The sequence below is a fragment of the Halomonas sp. BM-2019 genome, from assembly GCF_017584085.1.
Genome location: NZ_CP071922.1, coordinates 2,991,410 through 3,003,751, shown reverse-complemented (window position 1 = coordinate 3,003,751; position 12,342 = coordinate 2,991,410). Strand labels below are relative to the sequence as shown.

Below are 12,342 nucleotides of genomic sequence, written 5' to 3'. Positions count from 1 at the left end.
CCTGAGGGATGCCTGGCCGGGTGATGTTAGCGGTCGACCGCGGCGCTGGCAAATGGTGGGCGCGGGGCGGGGGTGGTCATGAACCATCCGCTCACGGTCACGGCTAGGCGAGTTGGGCGCTCTTTGTATATACTATTAAGTGATTAAGGCCATTGTATTTTATTGCCATTTGGCATTGCCGACGCCCTCAGCGGGGCGGTTGCCAGGGAGTCCGCCGCCATGAAGCTGCAACAGTTGCGCTACATCTGGGAAGTTACCCGCCACAACCTCAATGTATCGGCCACCGCCCAGAGCCTTTATACCTCTCAGCCGGGGATCTCCAAGCAGATTCGCCTGCTCGAGGACGAACTGGGTGTAGAGATCTTCGCTCGAAGCGGCAAGCACCTGACGCGGGTGACCCCGGCCGGCCAGGCCATCGTCGAGCTGGCCGGCGAGGTCCTGCGCCTGACCGAGAACATCAAGGAGGTGGCCCAGGAGTTCAGCGACGAGCGCCGCGGCAGCCTCGCCATCGCCACTACCCACACCCAGGCGCGCTATGCGCTGCCGCCGGTGATACGCGACTTCACCCGCAAGTATCCCGAGGTGGCCCTGCACATGCAGCAGGGCACGCCCAAGCAGATCGCCCAGATGGTCAGCGATGGCCAGGCCGACTTCGCTATCGCCACCGAGTCCCTGGAGCTGTTCAACGACCTGGTGCTGCTGCCCTGCTATCGCTGGAACCGCTGCCTGCTGGTGCCCCAGGACCATCCCTTGGTTGATGAGCCCAAGCTGACCCTGGAGGCCCTGGCCAGCTACCCGCTGGTCACCTATGTGTTCGGCTTCACCGGCCGCTCCCAGCTTGATGAGGCCTTCCGCGCCCGGGGGCTCACGCCCAACGTGGTGTTGACCGCTGCCGATGCCGACGTGATCAAGACCTATGTGCGTCTGGGGCTTGGGGTCGGCATCGTCGCCCATATGGCCGTGGACCCGGAGCAGGACACCGACCTGGTGGCCCTGGATGCGGGCCACCTGTTCCAGAGCTCTACCACCAAGATCGGCATTCGCCGCGGCACCTTCATGCGCGGCTACATGTACGACTTCCTGCAGGGGTTTGCCCCGCACCTGGATCGCGATCTGGTGGATGCCGCCCTGGCGGCGGGGCCGCGCCACGAGGCGCCGCTCTTCGAGGAGCTGGAACTGCCGGTGCGCTAGCCGCTCCGGACCGACGCTGGCGCCCACCCATGGTCGCCAGCAGAATTAAAGAAGGGCGCCCCGCGGGCGCCCTTCGTCTTTCTGCTCCTTTCCCGATCAGCGCGGGGCGGAGGAGGGGAGGTTGGTGGCGTGCAGGCCGCACTCCTTGCCGCCCTGGTCCTCCCACCACCAGCGCCCCTCGCGCTCGTGCTGGCCCGGCAGGGTGGGGCGGGTGCAGGGCTCGCAGCCGATGCTGACGAAGCCGCGCTCGTGCAGCGGGTTGTAGGGTACGTCGAACATGCGGATATAGGTCCAGACCTCCTCGCTCGACCAGTGGGTCAGCGGATTGATCTTGAACAGGGGGTGCGCCTCGCTGCCGAAGGCCTGGTCGCGCTCGGCGATCTGCAGGCTGGAGCGAGTGCCGGGGCTCTGGTCGCGGCGCTGCCCGGTGACCCAGACCGGCAGGCCGGCCAGGCGAGCGCGCAGCGGTGCCACCTTGCGGATCCCGCAGCACTCCTGGTGGCCGTCGCGGAAGAAGCTGAACAGCCCCTTCTCCCGGACCAGGGCCTGCACCGCCTCGGGGTCGGGGAAGCGCACGTCGATCGCGATGCCGTAGTGCTCGCGTACCCGCTCGATGAAGGCGTAGGTTTCCGGGTGCAGCCGCCCGGTGTCCAGGGCGAAGACGTGGACGGCCTCCTTCGGCGCCACCTTCAGCGCCAGGTCGATCAGCACCACGTCCTCGGCGCCGGAGAAGGAGATCGTCAGCTCGCCGAAGGCCTGATAGGCGGCGCGCAGGATCTCCTTGGGGGTGTCCTGATCGTGTTCCAGGACGAAACGGTTGGGGTCGAAGCTCGCCATGCTGGCCTCCCTTGGGATCGATGGTCGATACCCTAGCAAGGCCGTGCCGCCTCGCCCCAATACCGATTTCTTGGGTATCTATGCCTCGAAAAGATAAAAGCCTTGCTTCTTATGCTTTTTCGTCAGGCGACAGGCGTCAACGCGTCCATCAGGTGTCGGATCTTGTCCAGGGTCTCCTGGTACTCCGCCTCACCCCCGGAGTCGGCCACCAGGCCGCCGCCGCCCCACAGGTGCAGCCGGCCGGCGTCGGCCACGGCGGTGCGGATGGCGATGGAGGTATCCATCTGGCCGCGTACGTCCACATAGCCGAGGCTGCCGCAGTAGACGCTGCGTCGGCTCGGCTCCAGCTCCTCGATGATCTGCATGGCGCGCACCTTGGGGGCGCCGGTGATGGAGCCCCCGGGGAAGGCCGCGGCGAGCAGCTCGAGGGGGCGCCGACCGGCGGCCAGTTCCCCGGTGACCACGCTGACCAGGTGGTGGACGTTGGCGTAGCTCTCCAGGCCGCACAGCTGGGGAACCCTCACGCTGCCCGGACGACACACCCGGCCTAGGTCGTTGCGCAGCAGGTCGACGATCATCACGTTCTCGGCGCGATCCTTGAGGCTGGCGGCAAGCTGGTCGGCGAGCGCCCGGTCCTCGGCGGGGGTGGCGCCGCGCGGCCGGGTCCCCTTGATGGGGCGGGTCTCCACCCGGCCGGCGCGACATTCGAGGAAGCGCTCCGGCGAAAGCGAAAGGATCGCCTGCTCGCCCCGGGGCCCGGGCCAGGCCATGTAGCCGGCGAAGGGCGTGGGGGTGGCCTCGCGTAGTCGCCGGTAGGCGGCCCAGAGGTCGCCGTCGTAGGGGGCGCTGAAACGCTGGGCCAGGTTGATCTGGTAGCAGTCGCCGGCGCGGATGTAGCGCTGCACCGCGGCGAAGCGCTCGAGGTAGCCGGCGCGGCTCATTTCGCCAGCGAAGGGCGCCGTCAGCCGGAAGGGGCCCGGGTCGAGCGGCGGCTGCGCCAGCCAGCCCAGCACCTGACGGCGCCGCTCGGTGCTGGCCACCAGCCAGCTCTCGCCGCGCTCATGGTCCTGGATCAGCGCCCAGTCGTAGAGGCCCACGCGGCTCGCCGGCAGGCTCACCGCGGGCCTGGCGAGTTCGTCTACCGGCTCCAGTTGGCGCCCCAGGTCGTAGCTCCAGTAGCCGATCAGCCCGCCCAGAAAGGGCAGTTCACTCTCTCGGTTCGGGGTGGGCAGGCGCTCCAGCAGCGCCTGCTGGGCGGCGAAGGGGGAGAGGCCGCTGAGCTCGGCTGCGCCGCTGATGCTGCCCCGGGCATCGATCGCCAGGGTGGCCAGCGGGTCGCTGGCGAGGATGTCAAAGCGGCCGCCGGGGGCCACAGGGCGCCCACTGTCGAGGAGTACGGCTCCGGGGCGTCCGCGCAGATGGGCGAAATAGTCGAGGGGGTCCCCCCGGTAGGGAAGGGGGGTGATCTGGAGTCTTGCGCTCATGGCGGGGCCTTAGCGGAACAGGCGGCCCATTCTAGGCGCCATGTCGGCGCTTGTCCTCGCCCGCGGCGCCACGGCGCTCTCAACGCTGCCCCGGTCATTGTCGACATTCTTGAAGGAAGTGCCGAGTTTGTCTACAACCAAAGGTGAAGGATGACGGGTGTGCACGCATATTGACCCGTAGGAAGGGAGTGGCTACTCTCACATCACCCAATGATTGTCGACAATTGCCATGAGCTTAGCCGAGACCGAAACGCCGACTCCGGAAGTCCGCACCCTCGCGGAGCGGGTCTTCCAGCAGCTGCAGGACGCCATCGTCCGAGGTGAGCTGGCCCCCGGCAGCAAGATCACCGAGCCGGGCCTCTCCCGGGCCTACGGCATCTCTCGTGGGCCGCTGCGCGAGGCGATGCGCCGCCTCGAGGCCCACCGCCTGATTGAACGGGTGCCCCACGTGGGGGCCCGGGTGGTCCAGCTCTCCATGAAGGAGCTGCTGGAACTCTTCGACGTGCGTGAGGCGCTGGAGAGCATGGCCGCGAGGCTGGCCGCCGAGCACATGACCGCCGAGGAGATCGCCGGGCTGCGTGATCTGCTGGCGATGCACGAGCGCCAGGCCGACCTCAAGAAGGGGGAGGCCTACTTCCAGCGCGAGGGCGATCTGGACTTCCACTACCGGATCGTCCAAGGCAGCCACAACCGCATGCTGGTGACCCTGCTCTGCGACGACCTTTATTACCTGGTGCGGCTCTACCGCACCCAGTTCAGCGCCAGCGGCTCGCGTCCCCAGCGGGCCTTCGTCGAGCATCACCGGATCGTCGATGCCATCGAGGCCGGCGACGCCGAGCTGGCCGAACTGCTGATGCGCCGCCACGTCAGCGCCTCGCGGGCCAATGTCGTCGACCGCTATGCGGCCACGCTGCGCCAGCAGGGCGCGATGAAGTCCTGACCCGAACCGAACCCCAGCGGCCCGGAGTTACCTGGCCCGCCCCCTACAGGAGAGAGACCATGACCCAGCAGACGCCCGGCGCCCGCTTCCGTGCCGCCCTCGAGGCCAACCGCCCGCTGCCCATCGTCGGCACCATCAACGCCTACACCGCCATGATGGCCGAGCGCGTGGGCCATCAGGCCATCTACCTCTCCGGTGGCGGCGTGGCCAACGCCTCCTTCGGCCTGCCGGACCTGGGCATGACCACCATGAACGACGTGGTCGAGGACGCCCACCGCATCTGCGGTGCCACTGACCTGCCGCTGCTGGTGGATATCGATACCGGCTGGGGCGGCGCCTTCAACATTGCACGTACCGTCAAGGAGATGCAGCGCGCCGGCGTTGCCGCCGTGCACCTGGAGGATCAGGTGGCCCAGAAGCGCTGTGGCCACCGCCCCAACAAGGCCATCGTCTCCCTGGGTGAGATGGTCGACCGGGTCAAGGCCGCCGCCGATGCACGCATCGATCCGGACTTCTACCTGATCGCCCGCACCGATGCCTTCCAGATGGAAGGGCTGGACGCCGCCATCGAGCGGGCCAATGCCTGCATCGAGGCCGGCGCCGACGCCATCTTCGCCGAGGCGGTGCACACCCTGGACGACTACAAGGCGTTCTGCGAGCGGGTCGATGCGCCGATACTCGCCAACATCACCGAATTCGGCGCCACGCCGCTGTTCTCCCAGCAGGAGCTGGCCGAGGTGGGCTGCCGCCTGGTGCTCTACCCGCTCTCCGCCTTCCGGGCCATGAACGCGGCGGCGCTGAAGGTCTACAGCAGCATCCTCGAGCAGGGCCATCAGCGCGACGTGGTGGAGCTGATGCAGACCCGTGACGAGCTCTACGACTTCCTCAACTACCACAGCTTCGAGCAGAAGCTCGATGCACTGTTTGCCGAGAAGGGCGCCGACGCCTGAACGCGGCGCCGCCAGCGACGCAACGAAACATGACCGAACAGGAGACATGACCATGGCAGAGAAAACCGTCAGCAGCACCGGCCTGCGTGGCCAGAGCGCCGGTTCCACCGCCCTGTGCACCGTGGGCAAGACCGGCGCCGGCCTGACCTATCGCGGCTACGACATCGCGGAACTGGCCGAGAAGGCCAAGTTCGAGGAGGTGGCCTACCTGCTGCTCAAGGGCAAGCTGCCCAACCAGGCCGAGCTCGACGCCTACATCGGCAAGCTCAAGGGACTACGCGGCCTGCCGTCGGCGCTCAAGGCCGTGCTGGAGCAGATCCCCAAGGATGCCCACCCCATGGACGTGATGCGCACCGGCGCCTCCATGCTGGGCAACCTGGAGACCGAGCATAGCTTCGACGAGCAGCAGGACGCCTCCGATCGCCTGCTGGCCGTGCTGCCCTCCATCATCTGCTACTGGTATCGCTTCAGCCACGATGGTGTGCGCATCGACACCGAGACCGACGACGACTCCGTGGGGGCGCACTTCCTGCACCTGCTGCGCGACGAGGCCCCCTCCGAGCTGCACGCCCGGGTCATGAATGTCTCGCTGATCCTCTATGCGGAGCACGAGTTCAACGCCTCCACCTTCACCGCCCGGGTCTGCGCCTCCACGCTCTCCGACCTGCACTCCTGCGTGACCGGGGCGATCGGCTCCCTGCGTGGCCCGCTGCACGGCGGCGCCAACGAGGCGGCCATGGAGATGATCGAGAACTGGACGTCCGCCGACGAGGCCGAGCGCGAGATCCTTGGCATGCTCGAGCGCAAGGAGAAGATCATGGGCTTCGGCCACGCGATCTATCGTGAGTCCGACCCGCGCAACGCCATCATCAAGGAGTGGTCGAAGAAACTGGCCGAGGACGTGGGCGACAGCGTGCTCTACCCGGTCTCCGAGCGCGTCGAGGCGGTGATGTGGCGCGAGAAGAAGCTGTTCTGCAACGCCGACTTCTTCCACGCCAGCGCCTACCACTTCATGGACATCCCCACCAAGCTGTTCACGCCGATCTTCGTCTGTTCGCGCGTCACCGGCTGGGCGGCCCATGTCTTCGAGCAGCGCGCCAACAACCGCATCATTCGCCCCAGCGCCGACTATGTCGGCCCCGAGCACAGCGAGTGGGTGCCCATCGAGGATCGGGGTTGAGTATGAATACCGACTATCGCAAACCGCTTCCCGGCACCGAGCTGGACTACTTCGACGCGCGTGCGGCCGTCGAGGCGATCCAGCCCGGTGCCTATGACACCCTTCCCTACACCTCCCGGGTGCTCGCCGAGCAGCTGGTGCGTCGCTGCGAGCCCGAGCTGCTCACCGACGCGCTCAAGCAGTTGATCGAGCGCCGCCGTGACCTGGACTTCCCCTGGTACCCGGCCCGGGTGGTGTGCCACGACATCCTCGGCCAGACCGCGCTGGTCGACCTGGCCGGCCTGCGCGACGCTATCGCCGAGCAGGGCGGCGACCCCGCCAAGGTCAACCCGGTGGTGCCGACCCAGCTGATCGTCGACCACTCGCTCGCCGTGGAGCACGCCGGCTTCGAGCCGGACGCCTTCGAGAAGAACCGCGCCATCGAGGATCGTCGCAACGAGGATCGCTTCCACTTCATCGAGTGGACCAAGACCGCCTTCGAGAACGTCGACGTCATCCCCGCCGGCAACGGCATCATGCACCAGATCAACCTGGAGAAGATGTCGCCGGTGGTGCAGGCCCGCGACGGTGTCGCCTATCCGGATACCTGCGTGGGGACCGACAGCCATACCCCACACATCGACTGCCTGGGCGTCATCGCCATCGGCGTCGGCGGCCTCGAGGCCGAGACCGTGATGCTGGGTCGCCCCTCCATGATGCGCCTGCCCGACATCGTCGGCGTGGAGCTGACCGGCAAGCCCAAGCCGGGCATCACCGCCACCGACATCGTGCTGGCGATCACCGAGTTCCTGCGCAAGGAACGCGTGGTGGGGGCGTATCTCGAGTTCTTCGGCGAGGGGGCCAAGAGTCTCACCATCGGCGACCGCGCCACCATCTCCAACATGACCCCGGAGTACGGCGCCACCGCGGCGATGTTCTACATCGACGAGCAGACCATCGACTACCTGACGCTCACCGGCCGCGAGCCGGAGCAGGTCGCGCTGGTAGAGAAGTACGCCAAGCAGACCGGCCTTTGGGCCGACAGCCTGGCCAAGGCCCAGTACGAGCGTGTGCTGACCTTCGACCTCTCCAGCGTCGAGCGCAACCTGGCCGGCCCCTCCAACCCGCACCGTCGCCTGCCCACCAAGGCGCTGGCCGAGCGCGGTATCGCCGTGAACCTGGAGCAGGCATTGGCCGAGGAGCAGGCGGGCAGGATGCCCGATGGCGCGGTGATCATCGCCGCCATCACCAGCTGCACCAACACCTCCAACCCGCGCAACGTGGTGGGGGCGGGCCTCTTGGCCAAGAAGGCCAACGAGCTCGGCCTGATTCGCAAGCCCTGGGTGAAGTCCTCCTTCGCGCCGGGGTCGAAGGTCGCGCGGCTGTATCTCGAGGAGTCTGGCCTGCTGCCGGAGCTTGAGAAGCTCGGCTTCGGCATTGTCGCCTACGCCTGCACCACCTGTAACGGCATGTCCGGGGCGCTGGATCCCAAGATCCAGCAGGAGATCATCGACCGCGATCTCTACGCCACCGCCGTGCTCTCCGGTAACCGCAACTTCGACGGGCGCATCCACCCCTACGCCAAGCAGGCCTTCCTGGCCTCGCCGGCGCTGGTGGTGGCCTACGCCATCGCCGGTACCGTGCGCTTCGACATCGAGAAGGACGTGCTGGGCACCGACAAGGACGGCAACCCGGTGACCCTCAAGGACCTCTGGCCCTCCGACGAGGAGATCGACGCCATCGTCGGCGAGTTCGTCAAGCCGGAGCAGTTCAAGCAGGTCTACATCCCGATGTTCGACCTGGACGCTTTCGAGAAGGCCGAGAGCCCGCTCTACGACTGGCGCCCGCAGAGCACCTACATTCGCCGCCCACCCTACTGGGAGGGCACCATGGCCGCCGAGCGCGAGCTCAAGGGCATGCGGCCGCTGGCGATCCTGCCGGACAACATCACCACCGACCACTTGTCGCCGTCGAATGCCATCATGATGGACAGCGCGGCCGGCGAGTACCTGCACAAGATGGGCCTGCCGGAGGAGGACTTCAACTCCTACGCCACCCACCGCGGCGACCACCTCACCGCCCAGCGAGCGACGCTCGCCAATCCCAAGCTGTTCAACGAGATGGTGCGCGACGAGAACGGCGAGGTGGTGCAGGGGTCGCTGGCCCGCGTCGAGCCGGAAGGCGAGGTGATGCGCATGTGGGAGGCCATCGAGACCTACATGAACCGCAAGCAGCCGCTGATCATCATCGCCGGCGCCGACTACGGTCAGGGCTCGTCCCGGGACTGGGCGGCCAAGGGCGTTGCGCTCGCCGGCGTCGAGGCGATCGTGGCGGAGGGCTTCGAGCGCATCCACCGCACCAACCTGATCGGCATGGGCGTGATGCCGCTGCAGTTCCAGGAGGGCACCACCCGCCACACCCTGCAACTCGACGGCACCGAGACCTATGATGTGGAAGGCAAGGCAGAGCCGGGCGCGACCCTCGAGCTGGTGATTCACCGCAAGACCGGTGAGGTCGACCGGGTGCCGGTGACCTGCCGCCTGGATACCGCGGAAGAGGTCACCGTCTACTCCGCCGGCGGCGTGCTGCAACGCTTCGCCAAGGACTCCTCGGCCGAAGCGGTCAGCTGACACCGGGCGAACGCCTGACGATGTAGAGCCCCATCGACCCGGCGCCGCAAGGCCCGGGTCGATCTTTACCCCCTTACCTATCAAGGAAGCGACCTTCATGGCTCACGTTCCCCAGATTCGCATTCCCGCCACCTATATGCGTGGCGGCACCAGCAAGGGCGTCTTCTTCCGGCTCGACGACCTCCCTGAGGCGGCGCGCGAGCCCGGCGAGGCTCGCGATCGCCTGCTGATGCGGGTAATCGGCAGCCCCGACCCCTATCAGAAGCAGATCGATGGCATGGGTGGGGCCACCTCCAGCACCAGCAAGACGGTGATCCTGTCGAAGAGCGAGCGCCCCGATCACGACGTGGACTATCTGTTCGGCCAGGTGGCCATCGACAAGGCCTTCGTCGACTGGAGCGGCAACTGCGGCAACCTCTCCGCCGCCGTGGGTCCCTTCGCCGTGGCCAACGGCCTGGTGGACCCGGCGCGGATTCCCGAGAACGGCGTGGTGGCGGTGCGCATCTGGCAGGCCAATATCGGCAAGACCATCGTCTCCCGGGTGCCGATCACCGACGGTGAAGTGCAGGAGACTGGCGACTTCGAGCTCGACGGCGTGACCTTCCCCGCGGCCGAGGTGCCGGTGGCCTTCATGGACCCGGCGGACGGCGAGGGGGCGATCTTCCCCACCGGCAATCGGGTCGATGACCTCGAGGTGCCGGGCGTGGGTACGCTCAAGGCGACCCTGATCAATGCCGGCATTCCCACCGTCTTCGTCAACGCGGACGAGATCGGCTACACCGGCACCGAGCTGCAGGAGGCGATCAACGGCGACGTCGAGGCGCTGGCGCGCTTCGAGACCATTCGCGCCCACGGCGCGCTGAAGATGGGCCTGATCGCGGACGTGGCCGAGGCGGCCTCCCGCCAGCACACCCCCAAGGTGGCCTTCGTGGCACCCCCGGCGAGCTATACCGCCTCCAGCGGCAAGGCGGTCGAGGCTTCGGAGATCGACCTGCTGGTGCGGGCGCTCTCCATGGGCAAGCTGCACCACGCCATGATGGGCACCGCCGCGGTGGCGATTGCCTCCGCCGCGGCCATCGAAGGCACCCTGGTCAACCTGGCCGCCGGCGGCGGCAAGCGCAACGCCGTCACCTTCGGCCACCCCTCCGGCACCCTGCGGGTGGGCGCCGAGGCGAGCCTGGTGGACGGTCGCTGGGTGATCGACGAGGCGGTGATGAGCCGCAGCGCTCGGGTGCTGATGGAGGGCTTCGTGCGCATTCCCGGCGACTGCTTCTGAGCCCGCACCATTCGATGGAAAGATGCCCCGGGTCGCTGCTCTCTAGCTCAAGGGCCAGGGGCCGTCTTCTATAGTGGAGGTAGCCGCTGTCGTTAGGCTAGGAGGGCAAGATGACTACCGTGGAAGCCAATGTACGCCCGGACTATGACGCCGAGCTGCAGCAGATCGCCGACTATGTGCTCGACTACCGGATCGAAAGCCGGGAGGCTTGGGAGACCGCGCGGCTCTGCCTGATGGATACCCTGGGCTGCGGCCTGCTGGCGCTGCGCTTCCCGGAGTGCACCAAGCACCTGGGGCCGCTGGTGGAGGGGACCGTGGTGCCCCACGGCGCCCGGGTGCCCGGCACCTCGTTCCGACTCGACCCGGCAAAGGCCGCCTGGGATATCGGCTGTATCGTGCGCTGGCTCGACTACAACGACACCTGGCTCGCCGCCGAGTGGGGGCATCCGTCGGACAACCTGGGGGCCATCCTGGCCGTGGCCGATCACCTCTCCCAGCGGCGTGTCGCCGAGGGGGAGGCGCCGCTGGTCATGCGCGATGTGCTCGAGGCGATGATCATGGCCCACGAGGTCCAGGGAGTGCTGGCCCTGGAGAACAGCTTCAACCGGGTGGGGCTCGACCATGTGGTGCTGGTCAAGGTGGCCTCCACCGCGGTGGCGGCCAGGATGATGGGGGCCGCCCGCGAGCAGCTCCTCTCGGCGCTCTCCCACGCCTGGGTCGACGGCCAGAGCCTGCGGACCTATCGCCATGCGCCCAACGCCGGGTCGCGCAAGAGCTGGGCGGCGGGAGATGCCACCTCCCGGGGCGTGCGCCTGGCTGATATCGCCCTGCGCGGCGAGATGGGGATCCCCGGGGCACTCAGCGCCCCCCAGTGGGGTTTCTACGACGTGCTCTTCTCCAAGACCAACAAGGACCAGGCGCTCAAGCCGGAAGCGGAGCGAAAACTCTCCTTCCAGCGCGACTTCGGCAGCTACGTGATGGAGAACATCCTCTTCAAGCTCTCCTTTCCGGCGGAGTTTCATGCCCAGACCGCCTGTGAAGCCGCCGTCACCCTGCATCCGCAGGTGAAGGATTGCCTCGGGGAGATCGAGCGCATCGTCATTTCCACCCATGAGTCGGCGATTCGCATCATCTCCAAGGAGGGCGATCTGGCCAATCCGGCGGACCGCGATCACTGCCTGCAGTACATGATCGCCGTGCCGCTGGCCTTCGGCTGCCTGACGGCGGAACACTACGAGGATGCGTTCCATCAGGAGAATCCGCTTATCGATAAGCTGCGAGGAAAGATGGAGGTGGTAGAAGAGCCAGGGTATACGCGCGACTACCTGGATCCGGAGAAGCGCTCCATCGCCAATGCCATCCAGGTCTGCTTCAGGGATGGCACTTCAACGGAGACGGTCGAGGTCGAATACCCGATCGGCCACCGCCGTCGTCGGGCGGAAGGGGTGCCGGTTCTCGAGGAGAAATTCCGTCGCCACCTGGCCACCCGTTTCCCACCGGGACGCTGCGAGAGGATTCTCGAGCTGTGCCGCGACCAGGCCCGGCTGGAAGCCACTCCTGTCAATCGGTTCGTCGATCTTTTCGTGATCTGAGCCATCCGGCGGGGTCTCTCGGGAAGGGGGAAGGGCCTTGTCCTGCCGGCAGGAACTTGTCTTGGGTCATGGCGGTGCGCGCGCAAGTGAGCTACATTTTTTTATGTAAGGGGTTGCGCCCCTCGGGTGAAGTCCGTAAAGTACGCATCCGCTGCCGGCGACCAGCAAGGTTGCAGGCGGTGAAGGGTGGTAGAAGTGGTTGTTCTGCTTGGGGTTTTCGGAAGCTTCGAAGATTTCCTCGCTTGACAGGCACCGCGGATTCGCTAGAATGCGCACCACTGGA

At 67.0% G+C, this 12,342-nt stretch carries 9 protein-coding genes; 7 read left to right on the top strand and 2 right to left on the bottom strand.

Annotation, left to right across the window (positions count from 1 at the left end; all coding sequences use genetic code 11):
• Window positions 1–219: 219 nt before the first annotated feature.
• A complete protein-coding gene (gene cysB, locus J5F18_RS14985) occupies window positions 220–1,191 on the top strand; it encodes an HTH-type transcriptional regulator CysB (protein ID WP_346299367.1) in 972 nt (323 codons plus the stop codon).
• Window positions 1,192–1,287: 96 nt separating this feature from the next.
• Here the strand turns inward: cysB and J5F18_RS14980 are convergent, their stop codons facing one another.
• Window positions 1,288–2,028, bottom strand: a complete 741-nt coding sequence (locus J5F18_RS14980; protein WP_346299366.1) for a phosphoadenylyl-sulfate reductase — start codon at window positions 2,026–2,028, stop codon at window positions 1,288–1,290.
• Window positions 2,029–2,150: 122 nt separating this feature from the next.
• The gene (gene pabB, locus J5F18_RS14975) at window positions 2,151–3,512 is read right to left on the bottom strand and encodes an aminodeoxychorismate synthase component I (protein WP_346299365.1); all 1,362 of its coding nucleotides are present in this window, start codon (window positions 3,510–3,512) and stop codon (window positions 2,151–2,153) included.
• Window positions 3,513–3,741: 229 nt separating this feature from the next.
• Here pabB and J5F18_RS14970 point away from each other — a divergent pair, with 229 nt between their 5' ends.
• From J5F18_RS14970 to prpD, 6 genes are all read left to right on the top strand, one after another.
• Window positions 3,742–4,452 (top strand): GntR family transcriptional regulator, encoded by a 711-nt coding sequence (locus J5F18_RS14970; protein ID WP_346299364.1) that lies wholly within the window; start codon window positions 3,742–3,744, stop codon window positions 4,450–4,452.
• Between the two features lie 59 nt (window positions 4,453–4,511).
• Entirely contained in the window at window positions 4,512–5,402 is an 891-nt protein-coding gene (gene prpB / locus J5F18_RS14965) for a methylisocitrate lyase (RefSeq protein WP_346299363.1), read from the top strand.
• A 52-nt stretch (window positions 5,403–5,454) separates the two neighbouring features.
• Window positions 5,455–6,582: a 2-methylcitrate synthase gene (gene prpC, locus J5F18_RS14960; RefSeq protein WP_346299362.1), complete on the top strand. Its 1,128-nt coding sequence runs from the start codon at window positions 5,455–5,457 to the stop codon at window positions 6,580–6,582.
• Between the two features lie 2 nt (window positions 6,583–6,584).
• Window positions 6,585–9,191, top strand: coding sequence for a Fe/S-dependent 2-methylisocitrate dehydratase AcnD (gene acnD / locus J5F18_RS14955; protein ID WP_346302249.1), 2,607 nt, complete (start codon window positions 6,585–6,587; stop codon window positions 9,189–9,191).
• A 97-nt stretch (window positions 9,192–9,288) separates the two neighbouring features.
• Window positions 9,289–10,467, top strand: a complete 1,179-nt coding sequence (gene prpF, locus J5F18_RS14950) for a 2-methylaconitate cis-trans isomerase PrpF (RefSeq protein ID WP_346299361.1) — start codon at window positions 9,289–9,291, stop codon at window positions 10,465–10,467.
• A 110-nt stretch (window positions 10,468–10,577) separates the two neighbouring features.
• The gene (prpD, locus tag J5F18_RS14945) at window positions 10,578–12,059 is read left to right on the top strand and encodes a 2-methylcitrate dehydratase (RefSeq protein ID WP_346299360.1); all 1,482 of its coding nucleotides are present in this window, start codon (window positions 10,578–10,580) and stop codon (window positions 12,057–12,059) included.
• The last annotated feature ends 283 nt before the right edge of the window (window positions 12,060–12,342 follow it).

Excerpts from the sequence above, each read along its gene's own strand:
- acnD (WP_346302249.1), top strand. The coding sequence starts at position 6,585 with ATGAATACCGACTATCGCAAACCGCTTCCCGGCACCGAGCTGGACTAC.
- pabB (WP_346299365.1), bottom strand. The coding sequence starts at position 3,512 with ATGAGCGCAAGACTCCAGATCACCCCCCTTCCCTACCGGGGGGACCCC.
- J5F18_RS14970 (WP_346299364.1), top strand. The coding sequence starts at position 3,742 with ATGAGCTTAGCCGAGACCGAAACGCCGACTCCGGAAGTCCGCACCCTC.
- J5F18_RS14980 (WP_346299366.1), bottom strand. The coding sequence starts at position 2,028 with ATGGCGAGCTTCGACCCCAACCGTTTCGTCCTGGAACACGATCAGGAC.
- prpD (WP_346299360.1), top strand. The coding sequence starts at position 10,578 with ATGACTACCGTGGAAGCCAATGTACGCCCGGACTATGACGCCGAGCTG.
- prpB (WP_346299363.1), top strand. The coding sequence starts at position 4,512 with ATGACCCAGCAGACGCCCGGCGCCCGCTTCCGTGCCGCCCTCGAGGCC.
- prpC (WP_346299362.1), top strand. The coding sequence starts at position 5,455 with ATGGCAGAGAAAACCGTCAGCAGCACCGGCCTGCGTGGCCAGAGCGCC.
- prpF (WP_346299361.1), top strand. The coding sequence starts at position 9,289 with ATGGCTCACGTTCCCCAGATTCGCATTCCCGCCACCTATATGCGTGGC.
- cysB (WP_346299367.1), top strand. The coding sequence starts at position 220 with ATGAAGCTGCAACAGTTGCGCTACATCTGGGAAGTTACCCGCCACAAC.